This is a genomic window from Kitasatospora sp. NPDC101801, from assembly GCF_044766665.1.
Classification (GTDB): Bacteria; Actinomycetota; Actinomycetes; order Streptomycetales; family Streptomycetaceae; genus Kitasatospora.
This window is the reverse complement of the sequence record NZ_JBIWML010000018.1, coordinates 103,360-124,812: the sequence shown is the minus strand read 5'-3', so window position 1 is coordinate 124,812 and position 21,453 is coordinate 103,360. Positions and strand designations below refer to the sequence as shown.

Annotated in this window: 18 protein-coding genes; 3 read left to right on the top strand and 15 right to left on the bottom strand. The window is 72.2% G+C overall.

The genetic code is table 11. The features are described 5' to 3' along the window. Window positions 1–446: 446 nt before the first annotated feature. Window positions 447–1,712, bottom strand: a complete 1,266-nt coding sequence (tyrS, locus tag ACIRPK_RS21030) for a tyrosine--tRNA ligase (RefSeq protein WP_403040779.1) — start codon at window positions 1,710–1,712, stop codon at window positions 447–449. A gap of 248 nt (window positions 1,713–1,960) precedes the next feature. Between tyrS and ACIRPK_RS21025 the strand changes: the two genes are divergently transcribed. Further along, window positions 1,961–2,476, top strand: a complete 516-nt coding sequence (locus ACIRPK_RS21025; protein WP_184913067.1) for an HNH endonuclease — start codon at window positions 1,961–1,963, stop codon at window positions 2,474–2,476. A gap of 70 nt (window positions 2,477–2,546) precedes the next feature. Here the strand turns inward: ACIRPK_RS21025 and ACIRPK_RS21020 are convergent, their stop codons facing one another. The 6 genes from ACIRPK_RS21020 to ACIRPK_RS20995 form a co-directional block, all read right to left on the bottom strand. Then, window positions 2,547–4,283 carry a PQQ-binding-like beta-propeller repeat protein gene (locus ACIRPK_RS21020; protein WP_403040775.1) on the bottom strand — a complete coding sequence of 579 codons (1,737 nt, stop codon included), beginning with the start codon at window positions 4,281–4,283 and terminating at the stop codon, window positions 2,547–2,549. A gap of 99 nt (window positions 4,284–4,382) precedes the next feature. Then, window positions 4,383–4,679 carry a 4a-hydroxytetrahydrobiopterin dehydratase gene (locus ACIRPK_RS21015; protein ID WP_403040774.1) on the bottom strand — a complete coding sequence of 99 codons (297 nt, stop codon included), beginning with the start codon at window positions 4,677–4,679 and terminating at the stop codon, window positions 4,383–4,385. Window positions 4,680–4,713: 34 nt separating this feature from the next. Beyond that, the gene (locus tag ACIRPK_RS21010; protein WP_403040773.1) at window positions 4,714–5,472 is read right to left on the bottom strand and encodes a sulfite exporter TauE/SafE family protein; all 759 of its coding nucleotides are present in this window, start codon (window positions 5,470–5,472) and stop codon (window positions 4,714–4,716) included. A gap of 171 nt (window positions 5,473–5,643) precedes the next feature. After that, on the bottom strand, window positions 5,644–6,657 hold the full coding sequence (locus ACIRPK_RS21005; protein WP_403040772.1) for an SPFH domain-containing protein: 1,014 nt from the start codon (window positions 6,655–6,657) through the stop codon (window positions 5,644–5,646). 10 nt (window positions 6,658–6,667) lie between these two features. Continuing rightward, window positions 6,668–7,099: an NfeD family protein gene (locus ACIRPK_RS21000; protein ID WP_403040771.1), complete on the bottom strand. Its 432-nt coding sequence runs from the start codon at window positions 7,097–7,099 to the stop codon at window positions 6,668–6,670. 115 nt (window positions 7,100–7,214) lie between these two features. Next, window positions 7,215–8,006: an ABC transporter ATP-binding protein gene (locus tag ACIRPK_RS20995; protein ID WP_403040770.1), complete on the bottom strand. Its 792-nt coding sequence runs from the start codon at window positions 8,004–8,006 to the stop codon at window positions 7,215–7,217. Window positions 8,007–8,208: 202 nt separating this feature from the next. Between ACIRPK_RS20995 and ACIRPK_RS20990 the strand changes: the two genes are divergently transcribed. Continuing rightward, entirely contained in the window at window positions 8,209–9,006 is a 798-nt protein-coding gene (locus tag ACIRPK_RS20990) for a hypothetical protein (RefSeq protein WP_403040769.1), read from the top strand. Window positions 9,007–9,211: 205 nt separating this feature from the next. Here the strand turns inward: ACIRPK_RS20990 and ACIRPK_RS20985 are convergent, their stop codons facing one another. The 3 genes from ACIRPK_RS20985 to ACIRPK_RS20975 form a co-directional block, all read right to left on the bottom strand. Further along, a complete protein-coding gene (locus ACIRPK_RS20985; protein ID WP_403040768.1) occupies window positions 9,212–9,859 on the bottom strand; it encodes a response regulator in 648 nt (215 codons plus the stop codon). Next, on the bottom strand, window positions 9,852–10,997 hold the full coding sequence (locus ACIRPK_RS20980) for a GAF domain-containing sensor histidine kinase (RefSeq protein ID WP_403040767.1): 1,146 nt from the start codon (window positions 10,995–10,997) through the stop codon (window positions 9,852–9,854). Before ACIRPK_RS20980 ends, ACIRPK_RS20985 begins: the two co-directional genes overlap by 8 nt. Before the next feature lie 61 nt (window positions 10,998–11,058). Next, window positions 11,059–13,479, bottom strand: coding sequence for an FHA domain-containing protein (locus tag ACIRPK_RS20975; protein WP_403040766.1), 2,421 nt, complete (start codon window positions 13,477–13,479; stop codon window positions 11,059–11,061). Between the two features lie 161 nt (window positions 13,480–13,640). Between ACIRPK_RS20975 and serB the strand changes: the two genes are divergently transcribed. Further along, complete coding sequence (gene serB, locus ACIRPK_RS20970; protein ID WP_403040765.1) at window positions 13,641–14,891, top strand: phosphoserine phosphatase SerB; 1,251 nt, start codon at window positions 13,641–13,643, stop codon at window positions 14,889–14,891. A gap of 8 nt (window positions 14,892–14,899) precedes the next feature. Here the strand turns inward: serB and ACIRPK_RS20965 are convergent, their stop codons facing one another. The 5 genes from ACIRPK_RS20965 to ACIRPK_RS20945 form a co-directional block, all read right to left on the bottom strand. Next, complete coding sequence (locus ACIRPK_RS20965) at window positions 14,900–17,206, bottom strand: family 20 glycosylhydrolase (RefSeq protein ID WP_403040764.1); 2,307 nt, start codon at window positions 17,204–17,206, stop codon at window positions 14,900–14,902. A 25-nt stretch (window positions 17,207–17,231) separates the two neighbouring features. Beyond that, entirely contained in the window at window positions 17,232–19,166 is a 1,935-nt protein-coding gene (locus ACIRPK_RS20960) for an RICIN domain-containing protein (protein ID WP_403040763.1), read from the bottom strand. 179 nt (window positions 19,167–19,345) lie between these two features. Beyond that, window positions 19,346–19,876 (bottom strand): SixA phosphatase family protein, encoded by a 531-nt coding sequence (locus ACIRPK_RS20955; protein WP_403040762.1) that lies wholly within the window; start codon window positions 19,874–19,876, stop codon window positions 19,346–19,348. A 73-nt stretch (window positions 19,877–19,949) separates the two neighbouring features. Next, window positions 19,950–20,072: an SGM_5486 family transporter-associated protein gene (locus ACIRPK_RS20950; RefSeq protein ID WP_403040761.1), complete on the bottom strand. Its 123-nt coding sequence runs from the start codon at window positions 20,070–20,072 to the stop codon at window positions 19,950–19,952. Between the two features lie 43 nt (window positions 20,073–20,115). Then, a complete protein-coding gene (locus ACIRPK_RS20945) occupies window positions 20,116–21,390 on the bottom strand; it encodes a CynX/NimT family MFS transporter (RefSeq protein WP_403040760.1) in 1,275 nt (424 codons plus the stop codon). Window positions 21,391–21,453: the final 63 nt, after the last annotated feature.

Sequence of the window (21,453 nt, the reverse complement as noted above, 5' to 3'; positions counted from 1 at the left end):
TGTCAACATATCTGGCGTTGACTTTTGGCACGCTGTTGAGTTCTCAAGGAACGGACACTTCCTTCGAGCCGCTTATCAGGCGGACCCTCCGGGCGTTCGTTTCAGTGTTACTGCGTTCTTTCGTGTTTCAAGCTTATCAGACGTTTCCCGCTCCGTTTCCGGGGCTTTATTTCGTCTTTCCGCTTTTGCCTTTCGGCGCTCCCGAACTCTACCAGAGGTATTCGGTCCGCTTTCCCGCTCGAATATGCATCCGAATGGGCGCGCGACGAGGTCACTCGTCAGGGTTTGGGGGTTCCGCTGTCCGGTGTGACCCGGTTTCAGCGACTCGGACTACGTTAGGGCACCGCGCAGCCTGCGTCAAACACAGAGGGGCCGGATCTGTCCAGATCCGGCCCCTCATTGACTGCTCCGCAGCTCAACTGGCGTACGGTTTCAGCCAACTGACACTAGTTCGAGGCGAGCTCGATCGCGGCCAGGTTGCGCTTGCCGCGCCGCAGTACCAGCCAACGCCCGTGCAGCAGATCCGAGTTGGCCGGTACGGCCTCCTCGTCGGCGACCTTCGCGTTGTTCAGGTAGGCGCCACCCTCCTTGATGGTGCGGCGGGCGCCGGAGCGGCTGGGGGCCAGGCCGGCCTCGACCAGCAGGTCCACCACCGGGAGCAGCTCGGTGACCGTGGCCTTGGGGACCTCGGCCAGGGCGGCCGCCAGGGTGGCGGGCTCCAGGTCGGCGAGGTCGCCCTGGCCGAAGAGGGCCTTCGAAGCGGCGACCGCGCGCTCGTACTGGTCGGCGCCGTGCAGCAGGGTGGTGAGCTCCTCGGCCAGGGCCCGCTGGGCGAGCCTGGCCTGCGGACGCTCGGTGGTCTCGCGCTCCAGCTCCTCGATCTCCTCCCGCGAGCGGAAGGAGAAGATGCGCAGGAAGTTCGAGACGTCCCGGTCGTCCGCGTTCAGCCAGAACTGGTAGAAGGCGTACGGGGTGGTCAGCTCCGGGTCCAGCCAGATGGTGCCGGACTCGGTCTTGCCGAACTTGGTGCCGTCCGCCTTGACGATCAGCGGGGTGGCGAGCAGGTTGACCGACTTGCCCTCGGCCTTGCGGATCAGGTCGCTGCCGGCCGTGAGGTTGCCCCACTGGTCGCTGCCGCCGGTCTGCAGGGTGCAGTCGTACCGGCGGAACAGCTCCAGGTAGTCCATGCCCTGGAGGATCTGGTAGCTGAACTCGGTGTACGAGATGCCGGCGTCGGAGTTCAGCCGCCGGGCGACCGCCTCCTTGGCGATCATGTTGTTGACCCGGAAGTACTTGCCCACGTCGCGGAGCAGGCTGATCGCCGACATGCCGGACGTCCAGTCCAGGTTGTTGACCATGCGGGCCGCGTACTCGCCCTCGAAGTCGAGGAACTTCGCGATCTGGCCACGCAGCCGGTCCACCCAGGCGGCGACCGTCTCGGGGTCGTTGAGCACGCGCTCGGCGGTGGGCTTGGGGTCACCGATCAGGCCGGTGGCGCCGCCGACCAGGCCGAGCGGGAAGTTTCCGGCCTGCTGGATCCGGCGCATGGTGAGGATCTGCACCAGGTTGCCGAGGTGCAGGCTGGGCGCCGTCGGGTCGAAGCCGCAATAGAACGTGACCGGGCCGTCCGCGAACGCCTTGCGCAGTGCGTCCTCGTCGGTGGACAGGGCGATCAGCCCTCGCCACCGCAGCTCGTCGACGATGTCCGTCACGGTCACGCTTCTCCTTCGGTCGGGCGCCAGGCTCGCTCTCGGGCCCGTTCCGATCGGGCCCCGCACCTGGACGACTCCAGCGTGCTAGAGCCTACGCGGTCCCTGCCAGCGCATTTCCTCGGCGCCCGCCCGGCGCACGGAAATTCCGTTGTTCGCAGGCCCGGCGCGGGTCACAGTGGAGTCCCGCCGAGCGGCGGAATGGTACTGGACGGGCGTGCCGTCGGCAGGTCCGCAGGGAGGTGGCCGAGGTGCGCAACACGCTGGTTCTGAACGCGAGCTACGAACCGTTGACGACGGTGTCCCTGAAGCGCGCCGTGGTGCTGGTGCTCCAGGACAAGGCCGTGGTCGAGCAGGCCCATCCGCTCGGTGTGGTGCGGGCGACCGGTATCTCGGTACCGGTGCCCCGGGTGATCAGACTCCAACGCTACGTCCGGGTGCCGTTCCGACAACGGGCCCCGTGGTCGCGGCGTGGTGTGCTGGTCAGGGACCAGCACCTGTGTGCGTACTGCGGCCGACGGGCCACCACGGTGGACCACCTGCACCCGAAGTCGCGCGGTGGCGCCGACTCCTGGCTGAACACCGTCGCGGCCTGCGCGGAGGACAACCAGCGCAAGGCCGACCGGACGCCGGAGCAGGCCGGGATGCGGCTGCTGCGGAAGCCGTTCGAGCCGACGCCGGAGGCGACCCTGATGCTGGCGCTCGGGCTGCACCGCAGTGAGATGAACGAGCTGGCGGCCTGGCTGCCGGCTGCGGCGGTGGCGTAGCCGCCGCCCACGAGCTGGTGGGCCGACCCGGTCGGGGGACAGGTCGGCCCACCGGATCTACCCCGGGCGGTCAGCCCTTGGCCTGGAAGGCCGCCGCCACCCCGAAGTTGGCGGAGTGCTCGGGCAGCACCACGACCTTGCCGCCGCCGGTGAGCACCCGGCCGGAGGTCAGCAGCGAGCCGGTGCCCTGGGGGTAGCCGCCGCCCGCCGTGGCCCGGCCGTCGGTGACGGCGTAGCGGGTGAGGTGGGCGGGCTGGTCCAGGCGCTCGTCGCCGGCCAGCAGCAGGGCGCCGTTCTCCACGCCCACCGGGACGCTCTTGCCCCTCTCGGCGACCTGGGTCCGCCAGCGGGACTTACCGGTCGTCAGGTCGTAGGCGACGGCGGCCGGGTGGCTGCCGTCGGCGCCGGTCTGGGTGGTGAGCAGGGTCTGCCCGTCGAAGAAGACCGTCGGGGTGGCGTCGAAGCTGCCCCGGGTGACGCCGAGCCGGCCGCCCTCGGCGGTGACCGGGATCTCGGCGGCCGGGTCGCCGGTGGCGCCCCAGGCGAAGATCCGGTCGTCGGCGGGCTGCGCGCCGGTGGTGAGCACCACGGCGGGCTCGGCGGAGAGCACCGAGACGGTCTTGGGCTGGTTGTTCAGCCCGCGCCACCACTGCAGCTTGCCGTCCGCGGCGTTCAGCGCGACCGCCTGGTCGGCGGGGACGCTGTCGGCGCAGGTGCTGTGCAGCACCACGGTCTTGCCGCTCGCGCCGCCGCTCAGGGTGCAGAACTTGCCCTGCCCGCCGTACGTCCAGAGGTCCTTGCCGTCGGCGGCGGCCCAGGCGGTGGCCCGGTCGTCGCCGACCGCGACCACCTTGTCCTCGAGTACCGCGACCCGGGCGCCGTAGGCGTCCTTGGTGTCGCTGAGCGGCTTGCTCCAGGCGGCCTTGCCGGTCTTGGTGTCGACGGCGGAGACCACGGTGCAGGCGCTCTTCGGGTCGGCCGAGACCCGGAACAGCGCGGCGCCCAGGCCGGTCGGGCCGACGGTGGGCGAGAGACCGCACGGCACGGCGCCCTCGACCGGCGGGGCCAGCGTCCAGCCGGGCTTGCCGTCGGCGAGCCCGTAGGCGTGCACCCCGGTGCTGTCGGCCCGGACCACCGCGTCGCCGAGCAGCCAGCTGCCGACCAGGGTGTCGTCGGCGCCGGCCGCCAGGGCGGTGGCGGGCTCGGCGGCCCACGCCTTGGCGTGCGCGACGGTGAAGGTCTTCGGGATCTCGGCCGGGCTCCCGGCCGCCTCGCCCTCGGACCGGTCGGCGGTGACCATCACCCCGGCCGTGAGCAGCACGGCCAGTGCGGCGACCCCGGCCCCGGCCCGGATCAACAGCGCGCGCTTGCCCGGCGCGTGCTCCCCCGAGATCACCGAGGCGGCGAGGTCCTTCAGCCGGTCGGCGGCGGACACCTTGCGGACCCGGGCGGCGGCGACGGGCGCGGCCTCGACCGCCGGCTCGGGCGTCGGCTCGGTCACCGCCGGGTCGGGCTCCACCGGCGGCTGGTAGGACTGCGGCTGGTACGAGGACGGCTGGTAGGACGGCTCGTACGGCTGCGGCTCCTGGTAGCCGGTGGGCGCGTACAGCTGCTGCTCGTACCCGGCCACGGGCTGCTGGTACTGGTCGGGCTCGCGCTGCTGCGGCATCCCGGACTGCCACTGCTGGTCCTGGTACCCGTAGCCCTGCTCGCCGTAGGACGACTGCTCCTGCGTCGGGTACCAGCCCTGCTGGTAGTCGTAGCCGACCGGCTCCTGCCCGGCCGTGCCGGAGTGGTCCTGGGCCATACCGTTCCGTCCGTCCGACTGCTTGCTGCGGCAGTCAGCATCTCACGCCGGTCGGACCATCCCGTCCGGAACCGGAGCAATCGGGCATCTCACGAACGGTCAGGCGGTGCGCAGCGCCTGGTCGATCCGGGCCGCCATGGCGAGGTCGAGCCCCGTCAGGCCGCCGGCGCTGTGGGTGGAGAGGACGAACCGCAGGGTGCGCCAGCGGATGTCGATGTCGGGGTGGTGGTCGAGTTCCTCGGCTGCTTCCGCCACCACGCCGACCACCGCGATCGCGGTGGGGAAGCTCGCCGTCTCGGTGGTCCGGACGATGGCCTCGCCCTCCCGGGTCCAGTCCGGGAGGGCGGCCAGGCCGGCCGTGATCTGACCCTCGGTCAGTCGCGTTCGGTTGCTCATGCGCCCAGCGTACGAGCGGGCGCGCGATCGGCGCTCAGCCGAGCAGCATCCGGGTCACCGCGATCAGGCCGACCGTGACGATCACCCCGCGCAGCGCCGGCGGCGGCAGCCGGCGGCCGACCTTGGCGCCGAGCTGGCCACCGACGGTGGAGCCGACCGCGATCAGCAGCACGGCGGTCCAGTCGATCTCCGAGGTGAAGAGGAAGAACACCGCCGCCACCGCGTTGACGATCAGCGCCAGCACGTTCTTGGCGCCGTTGATCCGCTGCATCGAGTCCTGCAGCAGCATGCCCATCAGGGCCACCAGCAGCACGCCCTGCGCGGCACCGAAGTAGCCGCCGTAGATACCGGTCAGGAAGACCCCGCCGAGCAGCAGCGGCCCGAGCTCGGAGGTCGAGTCGTCGCGTCGCCGGGCAGCCATCGCCCGGGCCACCCGGGGCTGGATCACCACCAGCACCAGGGCCAGCAGGATCAGCACCGGCACGACCGTGTCGAAGGCCGCGCTGGGCAGCTTGACCAGCAGGTACGCGCCGAGCAGTCCGCCGAGCAGCGAGGCGGTGCCCAGCCGGAGCAAGCGGCCGCGCTGGCCGGTGAGTTCGCTCCGGTAGCCGATCGCGCCGCTGAGGGTGCCGGGCACCAGGCCGATGGTGTTGGAGACGTTGGCGGTCACCGGTGGCACGCCGAAGGCGAGCAGCACCGGAAAGGTGATCAGGGTGCCGGATCCGACCACGGTGTTGATGGTCCCGGCGCCGACCCCGGCGAGCAGGACGGCGAGCCCCTCCCAGAGCGTCATGAGTACCCCAGTTTCTGGCCCGGTCGGGTACACGGCACGGGGGCTCGCGTCGGGACGGGGCCGAGCAGTTGTCGGCTGATCATGCATCAGCCGGGACGGCCGTGGCCAGAGCTGTCCGGTACGCGAACGGGCCCGCTCCCCGGAGGGGGCGGGCCCGTCGGTGGCCGAGGTCTACTCGGGGTCGAGCTTGGGGTACTCGCGGCTGGGCTCGACCCGGGGGCGGGCGGTGCCCTTCTCGGTGTCGACCGGGCGCGGGCCGGCCGGGCGGTCGACCGGGATCGGGGCGCTCGCCGGGGCGCCGGGGGCGCCGCCGCCGGCCATGTTGCCGAACGCGCCGCCGATGCCCTTGAGCGCGTCGCCGATCTCGCTCGGGATGATCCAGAGCTTGTTGGAGTCGCCCTTGGCCAGCTCGGGCAGGGTCTGCAGGTACTGGTAGGCCAGCAGCTTCTGGTCGGCGTCGCCCTCGTGGATGGCCTCGAAGACCGTCCGGATCGCGGCGGCCTCACCGTCGGCGCGGAGCACCGCGGCCTGGGCCTCGCCCTCGGCGGTGAGCACCGCCGCCTGCTTGTCACCCTCGGCCCGCAGGATGGCGGCCTGCCGGGCGCCCTCGGCGGTGAGGATCGCGGCGCGCTTGTCGCGGTCGGCGCGCATCTGCTTCTCCATCGAGTCCTGGATGGAGGTCGGCGGCTCGATCGCCTTCAGCTCGACCCGGTTGACCCGGATGCCCCACTTGCCGGTGGCCTCGTCGAGGACGCCGCGCAGGCCCGCGTTGATCACCTCGCGGGAGGTCAGGGTGGACTCCAGGTCCATCGAGCCGATGATGTTGCGCAGCGTGGTGACGGTGAGCTGCTCGATCGCCTGGATGTAGCTGGCCACCTCGTAGGTGGCCGCCCGGGCGTCGGTGACCTGGTAGTAGATCACCGTGTCGATGTTGACCACCAGGTTGTCCTGGGTGATCACCGGCTGCGGCGGGAAGGGGACGACCTGCTCGCGCAGGTCGATCCGGTTGCGGACCCGGTCGATGAACGGGACCACGATGTTCAGACCGGCGTTCAGCGTCCGGGTGTAGCGGCCGAAACGCTCCACGATGGCCGCGCTGGCCTGCGGGATCACCTGGATCGTCTTGATCAGTGCGATGAAGGCCACCACGACCAGGACGACCAGCACGATAAGGACGGGTTCCACGCGTTCTCCCCTAGACGACCAGGGCAGTGGCGCCCTGGATTTCGACGACGTCGACCTGCTGACCCGGCTCGTAGACACTGCCGGGGTTGAGCGCGCGGGCAGACCAGATCTCGCCGTTCAGCTTGATCCGCCCTCCCTGCCCGTCGACCTGCTCCTGCACGATCGCGGTGGCGCCGGTGAGGGCGTCCACCCCGCTCCTGAACTGCGGCCCCTTCTTGAGCTGCCGCCTGGCTATCGGGCCGACGAAGCCCACCAGCCCGGCCGAGACCCCGACGAAGATCAGGACCTGCCCGACCACCCCGATCCCGAGTGCGGCCGCGCCGGCCGCCGCACCGGCTCCGATCGCGAACATGGCGAACTCGGGCACCGCGGTGAGCACCAGCGGAATACCAAGACCGACGGCGGCCAGGAGCCACCAAATCCAGCTGTCCACGAATTCCATCCTAGGGAGGCGAGGTCTCTCCCGGCGGAAAGTTCCCGCAGGTGGACGGGCGGAAACCGGCCGTACGTACGACCGGTCCCAGTTCAGTCCAGTTCCGGGCCGTTCAGTGCCGGGTTCAGCCGAGCGGGAGGCCCTGCGCGGACCAGCGGTCGCCGTGCCGCTCCAGGGTCAGCGGCAGGCCGAAGCAGAGCGACAGGTTGCGGGCCGTCAGCTCGGTGTCGATCGGGCCTGCGGTGAGCACCTTGCCCTGACGGATCATCAGCACGTGGGTGAAGCCGGGCGCGATCTCCTCGACGTGGTGGGTCACCATCGCCATCGCCGGGGCGTACGCGTCCTGGGCCAGCGCACCGAGGCGGCGGACCAGGTCCTCGCGGCCGCCGAGGTCGAGACCGGCGGCCGGCTCGTCCAGCAGCAGCAGCTCGGGGTCGGTCATCAGGGCGCGGGCGATCATGGTGCGCTTGCGCTCGCCCTCGGACAGCGTGCCGAACTTGCGGGCCACGTAGTCCGCCATGCCCAGCCGGTCGAGCAGCGCCAGCGCGCGGAACTCGTCGGTGGTCTCGTACTTCTCGTTCCAGGTGGCGGTCATCCCGTAGGCGGCGGTCAGCACCGTCTGCAGCACGGTCTGCTCGGTCGGCAGCTTGTCCAGCAGCGAGGCGCTGGCCAGGCCGATCCGCTGGCGGAGCTCGAAGACGTCGACCGCACCGAGCTTCTCGCCCAGCACGGCGGCCGCGCCGGCGCTCGGGAAGAGGTAGGTGGAGGCGACCTGGAGCAGGGTCGTCTTCCCGGCGCCGTTCGGGCCCAGGATCACCCAGCGCTCGCCCTCGGAGATCGACCAGGAGACCTGATCGACCAGCGCGCGCCCCTCCCGGACCACGGAAACGTCCACCAGCTCCAGCACGTCGCTCATGCCTACGCCTTCCCCAATGCAGAAAATTCGGCCGCCCGAGGCCATTGCGCGCGGGTCCTCGGGGTGCGGTCCACTCGTGTCGACAGTCGGCCGCGGGCGGGCAGCCCACCCGGGGGCCGGGTAAGGCTCGGAGGGGGCGCCGCTCACAGCACAGGCCAAACCTACGCCACGCGGATGGCCGTACTTTCCGTAGGCTGGCCGGATGCCTGCTTCAACCACTGACAATCCGTACGAAGAGCCGCGCTCCGGGCGGCTGACCGCGTGGGGCAACGCGTTGCTCGGCGGTTTCACCTCTCCCGACCAGGCTGCCGAGGCCGTCCTCGGTGCCGACCAGAGCCACCGGTTCACCGGTCTGCCCGGTGACCCCGACGGCGAACTCCACAGCCCCGCCTGGGCCCTCGGCCGGCTCCGCTCGCTCGGCGCCACCGGCCTCCGGCTGGCCCGGCCCGCCCCCGGCCACCCGCTCGGCCTGACCGGCCCGGCCCCCTTCAACGCGGCTGCCCTGACCGCCGGCGAGGCGGTGCTCGCGGTCGGCCTGCCGATCGGCTTCGTCCCCGAGGTCGAGGTGTACGGACCGCAGGGCGACCAGGGCGTCCGGGTGCTCTGGCGCTGCTCGACCGTCAACGAGGGCCCGCCCGCTGACGTCCCGTCACTGCACGAAGCCGAGCGCGAGCTCGCGGACAGCCTGCGGGAGACCACCCGGCTGCTCACCCAGCTGGACGTCGCCGGGGCCGGCCCCGAAGCCGTCCGCGCCCTCACCGAGTGGCGCCGGCGCGGGCACACCGAGCTGCTCGCCCCCGGCTACCCGCCGCGCGCCGTACGGGTCCTGGAGTCCGCCCGGCAGATCACCGCGCTGCTCGCGATCGCCCTCGACGGCCACGGCGCAGCGGTCAGCGCCACCGAGATGACGGCCCGCCGCGAGATCCTCGCCCCCCTCGGCCGCACCGCCCGCCGGGCCACCGCGGCGGCGTACAACGCCCTGGTGGACGAACCCGTCTAGAGCAACCACCAGGGGCTCGGGTCACTGTGCTGCGGGCTCAGCCATCAGGGGCTCGGGGAACTGCGACGCCGACCCTTGCAAGGTGATCGTCGCGTAAATGGTCAGGCACTTTCGCAGTGACCCGAACGCCAGATCTCCTCGCAGTTCCCCGAGCCCCTGACCGTAGATGCCCGGGCGCCTGCCAAAAGTGCAGCCCCCGAACAGTTCAGGCGTGGTTGTTGCGGACGGCCCAGAGGGCGGCCTGGGTGCGGTCGGCGAGGTCGAGCTTCATCAGGATGTTGGAGACGTGGGTCTTGACGGTCTTCTCGGAGAGGTGGAGTGCGCGGGCGATCTCCCGGTTGGAACGTCCGTCGGCGATGTGCGAGAGCACCTCGCGTTCCCGCTCCGTGAGCGTCCCGCCCCGTCCCTGGGGCGCTCGCGGGGCGTCGTCGGAGAGCAGCGCCGCCGCCAGCTCCGGCTGGAGCAGGACGTGGCCCGCGTGGACCGAACGGATCGCCCCGGCCAGCGCCTCGGGGTCCACGTCCTTGTAGACGTAGCCCGCCGCCCCGGCCCGGAGCGCGGGCACCATGGTCCGGTGCTCGGTGAAGCTGGTGACGATCAGCACCCGGGCCGCGCTCCCCCGCTCCTTGAGCAGCTTGAGCGCCTCGATCCCGTCGACCCCCGGCATCTTGAGGTCCATCAGCACCACGTCGGGCTCCAGCGCCGCCGTCTTCTCGACGCCCTCGGCGCCGTCCCCGGCCTCGCCGACCACCTCGATGTCGTCCTGCACCTCGAGGAAGGTGCGCAGCCCGCGTCGCACCACCTGGTGGTCGTCCACCAGCAGGACGCGGATCGGTGCGGTGGTGTCAGGCACCGGGGACCTCCAGCTCGACGGCGGTCCCCTGGCCGGGGGCCGATTCCAGGGACAGCGTCCCGCCGACCGCGGCCGCGCGGTCCCGCATGGAGACCAGCCCGAGGTGCCGGCCCTCCCGGCGGACGGCCTCCGGGTCGAAGCCGCGTCCGTCGTCGTGCACCCGCAGCCGGGCGCCCCGGCCGGGCGTGCCGGTCAGGGTGACCTCGACGGCCTGGGCGCCGGAGTGCCGCAGGGCGTTGTGCAGGGCTTCCTGGGCGACCCTCAGCACCGCCGCCTCCTGCCCGGGCGGCAGGGTCCGGACCCCGTCCGAGCTGAACCGGACCCGGGCGGTGTGGGCCCGGTCGAGCACCTGGGCCTGCGAGGCCAGGGTGGCCACCAGGCCGTCCTCGTCCAGGGCGGCGGGGCGCAGTTCGATCACCACGGTGCGGAGTTCGTCGGCGGCCTCGGCCGCGAGCCGGGCCACCTCGGCCAGTTCGGCCCGGGCCCGGGCCGGGTCGCGGTCGACCAGGGTGGCGGCGGCCTTGGCGGTGAGGCGGAGCGAGAAGAGCTTCTGGGCGACCGCGTCGTGCAGGTCGTGGGCGATCCGGGCCCGCTCCCCGGCCAGGGTGAGTTCGCGGCTGCGCTCGTACAGCCGGGCGTTGCCGAGCGCTATCGCGGCGTGCGCGGCGAGGATCCGCAGCAGTTCCTCGTCGTGGGCGGTGAAGCCGCCCTCCTTGTTCGCCAGGAAGACCGCGCCGAGGACCTCGGTGCCGTCCACGATCGGCATGCCGAGGAAGTCGGTCAGATCGGGGTGCGCGTCCGGCCAGCCCTCGAAGTCGGGGGCCTGCCGGACGTCGTCCAGCCGGGTCGGGGTGAGCTGGTGCAGCATCGCGGCCAGTACGCCGTGCTGGCGGGGCAGCGGGCCGATCGCCTTCCACTCCTCGTCGGTGACGCCGTCCACCACGAACTGGGCGAAGCCGCCGTGGTCGTCCGGCACGCCCAGCGCGGCGTACCGGGCGCCGAGCAGGGTGCGGGCCTCGGCGGTGATCCGGCGCAGCACCTCCCGGACCTCCAGGTGGCGGCTCATCGCCAGGACGGCGCTGCTGACGGCCTCGATCCCGCTCAGGGAGGGATCGCAGGGGGACGGTTCGGCTGGCATGCCCCCAAGCTACCGGCGGCGCCGGGCCCGGGCATGGGGCACGGGGCGTAGGTCCTGCGGACTACCCGCGCTGCATCACCTCGGGCTCGTGCCGGCGCTGCAGCCGGTTGACCAGCAGGCCGAGCAGGGCCGCGAAGGCCAGCAGGACCAGCCAGTTGAGGACCAGCACGCCGGCCGAGTGGGTCCACAGCCGGTCGGTGCCCGGCGCCACCGGGGAGATGGTGGCCAGGTCGAGGGTGTTGCCGGCGGCGGCGACGCCCCAGCGGGCGGGCATCAGCCAGGCGAACTGTTCGAGGCCGGGCTCGTCGTAGAGCTGGAAGACCGCGCCGGTGAAGACCAGCTGGACGATGGTGAACATCACCAGCAGCGGCATGGTCTTCTCCGCCGTCCGGACCAGGGCGGAGATCACCAGGCCGACCATCATCGAGACGAAGCCGAGCAGGGTGACGCCGACGGCCATCTCGACCGCCGGGGCGCCGGTGATCAGCAGGCCCCGCTCGGGCAGCTCGCGCAGGCCGAAGCCGACGATCGAGATCAGCCCGCCCTGCACCACGCTGACCGCGCCGAGCACGGTCACCTTGGACATCAGGTAGGCCGACCGGGACAGGCCGGTGGCCCGTTCGCGTTCGTAGATCGGCCGTTCCTTGATCAGCTCGCGGACCGAGTTGGCCGCCCCGGCCAGGCAGGCGCCGACCGCGAGCACCAGCAGGATCATCCTGGCCCCGCCGTTCCGGGTCGGCCCGGCGCAGTCGACCAGCCCGCAGCTGTCCGGGATCAGTGCGCTGACCCCGCCGAGCACCAGCGGGAGCAGCAGCGAGAGGGCCAGGAAGCCCCGGTCGGCGCCGATCACCGCGAGGTAGCGGCGGACCAGGGTCCACAGCTGGGAGCGCCAGCGCTGCGGCTTGGGCGGTTCGGTCCTGGGCCGCTCGACCGGCAGCACCGGCAGCGGGGTGGCGGCCGAGTCGGCGGAGTACTCCAGGTGGTGCGGGGAGCTGCGGTAGCGGCCGGCCCAGTCGTGGTCGGGGTGGTTCTCGAACGCCTGGAAGACGTCGGCCCAGCTCTGGTAGCCGAAGAAGTACAGCGCCTCGTCCGGCGGCCCGAAGTAGGCCACCGAGCCGCCCGGGGCGAGCACCAGCAGCCGGTCGCAGAGCGCCAGTTCGGCCACCGAGTGGGTGACCACCAGGATCGTGCGGCCGTCGTCGGCGAGCCGGCGCAGGGTCTGCATCACCTCCCGGTCCATGCCCGGGTCCAGGCCGGAGGTGGGTTCGTCCAGGAAGATCAGCGAGGGCTTGGTGAGCAGCTCCAGGGCGACCGAGACCCGCTTCTGCTGGCCGCCGGAGAGCGTGCTGATCCGGCTGTCGGCGCGCTGGTCCAGCCGCAGCTCGTACAGCACCTCGTCGATCCGGCGCTCCCGCTCGGCCGCCTCGGTGTCGCCGGGGAAGCGCAGCTCGGCGGCGAAGCGCAGCGCCGTACGGACCGTCAGCTCGCGGTGCAGGATCTCCGACTGCGGGACCAGCCCGATCCGTGAGCGCAGCTCGGCGAACTGCCGGTAGAGGTCGCGCCCGTCGTACAGCACCTGTCCCTGGTCGGCCGGGCGGTAGCCGGTCAGCGCGCGCAGCAGGGTGGACTTGCCGGAGCCGGACGGGCCGATCACCGCGACCAGGGACTTCTCCGGGACGGTGAAGCCGACGTCCCTGAGCAGGGTCCGCCGGCCGCCCCGGTGCGGGACCTCGACGCTCAGGTGCCGGGCGGAGAAGGTGACCGCGCCGTCGTCCACGTACTCCTGGAGCTGGCCGCCGACCAGCGCGAAGGAGGAGCGGCCGACGGTCAGCCGGTCGTGTTCGCCGACCAGCGCGCGGTGCACCGGCTGGCCGTTCAGGAAGATCCCGTTGTGGCTGCCCAGGTCGACGATCTCCCAGCGGCCGTCCGGGAGTTGGCGCAGCTCGGCGTGGTGCCGGGAGATCTGCAGGTCGGCCAGGACCACGTCGTTGTCCAGCGCCCGGCCGATCCGGATGGTGCGGGTGCTCGGCCCCAGCGCCCGGATCACGGTGGGTGCGGAGCCGCGCTGCTCCGGGAAGGCGGCCGGGGGGAAGGCGGCGGCCGGGAACGGGCTGGGGGTGCTGCGCCCGGTGATCGCGGCGTGCCAGGGCACCGGCGGCAGCACCGGCGCGGTCGGCACCGGCGCGGGGGCCGGGGCCCGGACGGTCAGCCGGGGGCCGCTGGCGGCACTGCCGAGCCGTATCTCGGCGCCCGGCTGCAACGGCACCTGCCGGGACCGCACCCCTCGGAGGAAGGTGCCGTTGGTGCTGTCGTGGTCGGTGAGCAGCCAGCCCCCGTCCCGGTCGGTCAGGGAGGCGTGCCGCCAGGAGACCCGGGCGTCCTCGGACCGGAGGTCCGCTGCCGGGTCCCGGCCGATCAGGTAGCTACGGCCCGGTTCGAGGACCAGCTCCCGCCCGTCGATCTCCACTACGAGTTGCGGCACTTCCGCCTGCCCCTGCTGGTGCTGACAACTGACGGCCCGACATCCTTCCAGGTACCGGCCCGAAGCACTATCCGCCCGGGTGGGAGCGGGTGCCCGCGGTAGTCCAGAGGGCGGACGCCGTTGCGGTCCTGGGCGAACGGCCCGGTAGCGTGGGTGGCACCATGAACGCTGCGCCCCTCCCCCCGCTGCCCCGGTCGTACGACGACGAGCGCACCTTGCTGGTCAAGGTCTTCGGCAAGGACCGCCCCGGTATCACCGCAGGGCTGTTCAGCACCCTCGGTGACTTCGGCGTGGACGTGATCGACATCGAGCAGATGGTCACCCGTGGCCGGATAACGCTGTGCGCCCTGGTGGCCACCCCGGCCGGCGGGCACGGTGCCGAAGGCGCGATGCGCGCCACCGTGCACCGCTGGGCGGAGGAGCTGAAGCTCCAGACCGAGATCATCTCCGGCACCGGTGACAACCGGCCGCGCCGCGAGGGCCGTTCGCACGTCACCGTGCTCGGGCACCCGCTGACCGCCACCGCCGTCGCCGCGCTGACCTCCCGGGTCACCGAGGCGGGCGGCAACATCGACCGCGTCTTCCGGCTGGCCAAGTACCCGGTGACCGCCGTCGAGCTGGCCGTCTCCGGCGTGGCGACCGAGGAGCTGCGGGCGGTGCTGGCCCTGGAGGCGGCCGCCCAGCAGGTGGACATCGCGGTGGTCCGGGCCGGTCTGGAGCGCCGGGCCAAGCGGCTGGTGGTGATGGACGTCGACTCGACCCTGATCCAGGACGAGGTGATCGAGCTGTTCGCCGCCCACGCGGGCTGCGAGCAGAAGGTCGCCGAGGTGACCGCCGCCGCGATGCGCGGCGAGCTGGACTTCGCCGAGTCGCTGCGGGCCCGGGTGGCCCTGCTGGCCGGTCTCGACGCCGCGGTGACCGAGAAGGTCCGGGCCGAGGTCCGGTTCACCCCGGGGGCCCGCACCCTGGTCCGGACGCTGCGCCGGCTGGGCTTCCAGGTGGCCATCGTCTCGGGCGGGTTCACCCAGGTCACCGACCACCTGGTGGAGCAGCTCGGGCTGGACTTCGCGGCCGCCAACACCCTGGAGGTGGTGGACGGGAAGTTCACCGGCCGGGTCACCGGCGAGATCGTCGACCGGGCCGGCAAGGCCTGCTGGCTGGAGCGCTTCGCCGAGCTGGCCAAGGTCCCGCTGGAGCAGACGGTGGCGATCGGCGACGGCGCCAACGATCTCGACATGCTGAACGCGGCCGGGCTCGGCGTCGCCTTCAACGCCAAGCCCGTGGTCCGCGAGGCCGCCGACACGGCGGTGAACGTCCCCTTCCTGGACACCGTGCTCTACCTGCTCGGGATCACCCGCGAAGAGGTCGAGGCGGCCGACGAGCTGGACGGCACGCCGACCGACGACGAGTAGCCCGTCGGTCAGGACACCTGCCACTGCTGGAGCGGTGCGCCGGTGTCGGCCTGCTGGCTGAGCGGCGCGCCGTCGGTGGCGGCGGCCGCGGTCAGCAGCAGACCGCTCTTCTTCGAGGCGACGGCCCAGCCGCCGCCGGTGCGCGGGGTGAGCACCCAGCGCTGGTTGTCGTTGCCGGTGCAGGTCCACTGGATGACCGCCGCACCGGCCGTGGTGGACCCGCCGTTGACGTCGGCGCAGAGCTGGGAGACCGCACTGGTCAGGGTGTAGCTGCCGTCGGCGTTCTGGCCGAACCGCCACTGCTGCTCGGCGCTGCCGTTCGCGGCCCGCACCACCAGCCGGGTGCCCGCCGTGCCGGAGCCGGCCGGGTCCTCCAGGGCCGCCCCGGCGGTGGTCAGGGTGTGCGGACCGGTCAGCCCGTCGGCGTACGCCTCGATCTCGTACAGCGAGTAGCCGTAGCCGGTGCCGCGCTGGGTGCCGTACATCCGCAGGTAGCGGCCCGAGCCGGTCAGTCCGGTGAGGTTCTCGGTGCCGCCGCTGCCGGTGGTGGTGGAGTACAGGGTCCGCCAGGTCACCGCGTCGTCGGAGAGCTGGAGCTGGTACGCCTTGCCGTACGCGGCCTCCCAGCGGAGCACCACCTGGTTGACCGGGCGGACCGAGCCCAGGTCGACCTGGAGCCACTGCGGGTCGGTGTAGGCGCTGGCCCAGCGCGAGGCGGGGTCGCCGTCGGTGGCGGCGGCGGCCGGGAAGTTGGCCGTCTCGGTGCTGGAGGCGGTGGTCGGGCGGTTCAGTGCGAGGTTGCCCGGCCGGCCGCCCGCGCCGGTCCAGCCCGGGTGGTGCCCGACCGCGGTGACGATCGGGGTGAAGTCGGCGTAGCTCGCGACCGGCTTGGGCGATCCCCAGGTCTGCTGGGCCAGCCCGCGCAGCGGGAACATCAGGCCGGCGGCGATCTGGTCCTCGGTCTCGGCGTTCGGGTTGTCGCACCAGACGTGGATCAGCGAGCCGAGGTTCCTGGTGGCGTCGGTGATCCGGTTGCTCCCCTGGAACAGGTCCGGGGTCCAGGTCTCGTACATCCACCGGGTGTCCGGCTTGGCGCCGCCGAGCACGTAGTAGGTCGGCGTCCAGGACTCGTTGGCGACCAGGTGCCCGGCGTCCACCAGCTGTTGCGGCGTCAGGCCGTAGTTGTACCAGTACTCCACCACGATGCCCGGGTTCGGGCTGATCGTGCCGTCCCCGGACTTGATGCCGTCGTTCCACATCCGGGTGGTCTTGCCGCCGGCCCGGATGAGCGCGTCGGACCAGTTGACGAAGCCGTAGTAGGTGTCCTTGGCGGTGCTGTTGGCCCCGTAGGTGGCCCGGGCGTAGCTGAGCAGCTGCGGGTACTGGCTGTAGTCCGTGACGTACTCGTCCGCGCCGATGTGCCAGTACGGGCCGGGGAACAGCGGGAGGTACTCGTTGACCAGGTCCTTGACCAGGGTGTACGTGCCGGGCAGCGAGAGGTCGACGAACTCGTTGCTGACCACGCCGGAGCTGTTCCTGAGCTTGAGCTCGGGGTGGGCGGTCAGGATCGGGTTCATGTGGCCTGGGGTGTCGATCTCCGGGACGACCGTGACGTGGTAGCGGGCGGCCAGGGCGACCAGCTCGGCGATCTCCTGCTTGCTGTAGTGCTCGGCCGAGACGATCTCGGGGTGGGTGCTGCTCTCCAGCCGGAAGCCGAAGGTGTCCGAGAGGTGGAAGTGGAAGTAGTTCAGCTTGAGGTAGGCCAGCTCCTGGATGTGCTGCTTCACCCAGCCGACGGTGAAGAACTTCCGCCCCTGGTCGATCATCAGGCCGCGTTCGGCCTTGACCGGCCAGTCCACGGCCGTCCCGGCGGGCACGGTGGCCGACTGGTGCAGCAGTTGCAGGACGGTGCGGGTGCCGTAGAACGCCCCGGCGGTGCTGCCGGCCCGGATGGCGACGGTCTGACCGACCGTCATCCGGTACCCCTCGGCGGGGAGGGTGGCGTCGCCGAGGGTCAGCGCCAGGTCGCCGGGGGCGGCGGTGCCGTTCAGCACGGTCACGGTGCGGCCGGCCAGCGCGCCCAGGTCCGCCGCGAACGTGGCGGCGTCGCCCGCCAGTTGGGCGGCGTAGGCGGGGTCGACCACGATCCGGGAGCCGGGGCCGAAGGTGTAGCTGCCGGTGCCGGCCGTCCACTGGCGCAGTGCCGGGACGGTCCGGGGTGCACCGGCGGCGGCGGCCTGGGCGGCGGTCAGCGGGGGAAGGGCGAGGGCCGCCACGGTGCAGAGGGCGGCCAGCAGGAGCCTGAGTATGCGCATGGGATCCCTTGGTGAGGAGGGGAGTTCAGCGGATGGACCAGGTCTGGGTGCCGCCGCCGACGACGGCCTGCTGGGTGAGCGGGGCGCCGTCGGCGGTGCCCTGGGCGGTGAGCGCGAGGCCACTGAGCGCGGAGGTGATCCGCCGGCCGCCCGCGTCGGCGGTCAGCCACCAGCGCTGGTTGGCGCCCCCGGTGCAGGGCCACTGGATGACGGCTGCGCCCGGGCTGCCGGAACCGCCGTCGACGTCCATGCAGAGGCCGGACTTGACGTTCCGTACGGTGTAGCTGCCGTCCGGGGTGACGGTGAAGGTCCAGAGCTGGTTGGCGCCGCCGTGCCAGCTCCACTGGATCAGCTGGGTGCCGGGGGTGCCGACCGCTCCGGGCACGTCCACCGCCTGACCGCCGGCGGTGCGCTGGATGCCGTGGCTGGAACCGGACTCGACCGGCCCGGCCGGGCAGGGCACCCCGGGGCCGGCGTAGGCACCGACGTTCGGCGGCGTCGGCACCGGGTTGCCGAAGTAGTCCGAACCGCCGCTGTCCGGGACGGCCGTACCGGCGCCCAACGCGGGCGAACCGGTGCAGAGTTGGTAGCCGGTGGCGTCCGCAGGGCCGGTGGCCGTGCCGGGCGCGCGCAGCAGCGGGTCGGCGGTGCCGCCGGCTCCGGCGGGCGCGCCGGTGACGTTCACCAGGACGTTGTGGTCGAGCGTGTAGCCACCGCCGCGCAGGGTCAGGCCGGCCGTGCCGCTGCCGGTCTTGACCACCGTGTTGTTGCGGAACCTGACGGTGCGCCGGGTGGTGTTGTTCTCCTGGATCACCGACTGGCTGATGCCGGGGCCGATGGAGAGGGTGTTGTTGTACACGTCGGCGGACTCGATGGCGCCGGAGCAGTTCTCGACGCCCCGGTAGGAGTCGTTCTGGCTGATGTTGTAGCGGACCACGGCGTCCCGCAGGATGCCGGTCGCGTTGCAGAGCAGCAGGAAGCCGCCCGCGTTGTCGTGGCTGTAGTTGTACTGGAAGACGGTGCCGACGGTGCCCTGGTCGACGTCGTACGCCATGCCGTCCCGGGTGGTGCTGCCGCCGGAGGCCTCGTTGTACTGGAACAGCGCGTGGTCCGAGTCGTACGTCCAGATGCCCGCGTTGTAGCCGGCCGAGCGCTTCTGGAAGCCCGCCACGGTGTTGTGCTCGGTCAGCGCGCCGGTGGTGTTGCCGGGGACGATGCCGTCGCCGCCGATGTCGGTGAGGCGGTTGCCGGTGATCAGCACGTTCGGCCAGGGCAGGAAGCTGCCCGCGCTCGGGGCCTCGAAGCCTGAGCGGTTCCAGGTGGAGACCAGGAAGACGCCCTCCCGGTCCACCGCGCGCAGCGAGTTGTTCCGCAGCGTGATGCCGTCGAACCGGGTGGGAGTGGTCACCCCGGCGACGGTGAAGTAGATGCCGCCGCTGCCGTTCAGGTCCTTGGTGTCGTCCCCGTTGACGTCGTGGATGTCCAGGTTCTCCAGCACGAAGTGGCTCGCGGTGCCGTAGTCGGTCAGCTCGACCGAGACGGCCCGCCGACCTCCCTTCGCCGCACCGGAGTTGGTGATCTCCAGGTTGCGGATCTCCCAGCCCTGCTGGTTCCGCAGCAGCACCGCCCGGGCCGCGCCGCCGCCGGCCACCAGCGGCGCGGCGCCGGTGCCGTACGCGTCGACGGTGATCGGGCTGGCGGGGGTGCCGGAGCCCTGCGGCGCCAGGGTGCCCTCGCACCTGGTGCCGCGCTTGAGCAGCAGCCGGTCGCCGGGGGCGAAGGTGGTGGCGGCGACCTTGGCCAGGGTCCGCCAGGCGGTGCCGGGCGAGGTGCCCGCGCCCGCGTCACTGCCGGCGGCGCAGTCGAGGTGGTACGTGCTGCCGGTCGCGGCCGTCGCGGGGGTGGCGGCGGCGGTGCCCAGCAGACAGAGGAAGGCGAGGAGCAGAGGTCGAACGCGCATCTGTGTCTCCACTTGCCGCAACGCACGAGTGGTCCGGACCGCGGACCAGTGCAGCGCAGCGGGCAGTGGATGTCAAGAGATGCTCGAAGTACTGGCAGAACAAGCAGCTTCACGCACGAAGACCGGGCGGAGAACCGCCGAAGGCCCCGACGGCGTCGCCGTCGGGGCCTTCGGGCAGGTCAGTCCTCGTGCGGGGTGTGGAAGGTGTCGAGCCGGGCGACGCCGGGCTCGACCGACTTCCAGGCGCCGCTGAAGCCCAGCACCGCGATCGCGGCGGTCGGGAAGCCGCCGTTCTGGAGCCTGGTCAGCGCGTCCGGGTCGCCCTGGTCGCCGACCAGGATCTGGGTCAGGCCGAGCACACCCGGGTTGTGGCCGACCAGCACCACGTCGCGGTACTCGTCGGGGGTCTCCTGGAGCACCGCGATGATCTCGCCCGGGCTGGCCTCGTAGATCCGGTCCTCGTAGACCGTCTTTCGCGCGCGCTTGGGCAGTTCGTGCACCGCGAGCTTCCAGGTCTCCCTGGTCCGCAGCGCGGTGGAGCAGAGCACGTAGTCGGGGTTGATGCCCGAATCGGTCAGCCAGCGGCCGGCGTCCGGAGCCTGGAGACGGCCACGGTCGGCCAGCGGCCGCTCGTGGTCGTCCACCTGGTTCGGCCAGTCGGCCTTGGCGTGGCGGAGAACGATGATCCTTCGAAGGGTGTCGGCGCTCATACCCCGAGCTTTCCAGAAAACCGCCCATCGGGCGCGGCGCTCGGCGGTCCGGCCACTCCCAGGGGTGGCGGGGTCAGCCGAAGCCGTTCGCGACGGTGGCGATCACGGAGACCAGCACCACGATGCCGGCGATCACGGCGAGCAGCTGGAGCAGCTTCTTCTGGCCGTTCGGGGGGTTGGGTTCGAGTACGGGCATGGTCAGCAGTCTCGCACCGTTCACCTCCGGCCCCACCGCCGGGTCAGGCCCGGCGGGCGTGCCCCTCGTCCTCGATGTGCCGGGCCTGCCCGGCGCGCAGGCCGACGGCCATCTGCGGGATCAGCAGCAGGGCCAGGAAGCCCAGCGGCAGGTACCACTCGCCGGTGGCCTGGTAGATGGTGCCGACCAGGATCGGGCCGGGGATGGAGATCAGGTAGCCGAGGCTCTGCGCGAAGGCGGACAGCTGGGCCACCCCGCCCGGAGTGCGGGCGCGCAGCCCGATCATGGTGAGGGCGAGCGGGAAGGCGCACATCGACAGACCCACCAGGCAGGCCCAGAGCCAGGAGACGGTGCCCGCCGCGAAGGCCAGGCCGGTGTAGCCGACGATCCCGCACAGCGCCAGCACCACCACGAAGAGGCCCTGCTCACCGCGCCGGACGGCGAGGTTGGGCAGGATGAACGAGGCGGGCACGCTGATCACCATCACCAGCGCGAGCAGCACCCCGGAGCTGCCGTCCGAGACCCCGGCGTCCTGGTAGATGGTGGGCAGCCAGCCCATGGTGGCGTACGCGCTGGTGGCCTGCAGGCCGAGGAAGAGCGCCAGCGCCCAGGCCGTCCGGCTGCGCAGGATCGGCAGCTTGGCGGCCGCGGCGGGGGCCTCGGCCGCGCCGGACCGGTCCCGGCGGAGGAAGCGGGTGACCAGCCAGATCAGCAGCCCCGCCACCGCGAGCAGCCCCCAGGCGCCCAGGCCCTCGCGCCAGTTGCCGCCGAGCGCCTTGGTCAGCGGGACGGTGGCGGCGGCCGCGGCGGCGGTGCCGACCGAGAGCGCCATCGAGTACAGCCCGATCATCGGGCCGACCCGGTCGGGGAAGTACCGCTTGATCACCACCGGGATCAGCACGTTGGAGACCGCGACCCCGGCCAGCGCGACGGCGGTCAGCAGCAGGAAGACCGCGGTGCCGCCGCTGAACGAGCGGGCCAGCACGCCGAGCGCGATCGCCCCCATCCCGGCGGTGACCACCGTGATCGGCCCGAACCGGCGGGACAGCGCCGGGGCGGCCAGCCCGAACAGCGCGAAGCAGAGCGAGGGCACCGCGGTGATCAGCCCGGCGACCGCGGCGCTCATCTGGAGGTCCGCCTGCACCTGCTTGAGCAGCGGGCCGAGGCTGGTGACCACCGGGCGCAGGTTGAGCGCGGCCACCGCGATGGCCACCGCGAGCAGCCAGCCGAGGTGTCGGCGGACGGGGCCGCCGGCGGGTGGCGCGGTCCGGGCGGGCAGGTCGGTGGTGGTCTCAGCTGCGATGGGCATGCGCCCCATCATAGAATGATGGGATGACTTTGGGCACCCCGCTATCCTGAACGTGTCCTCCACCGCTGACAG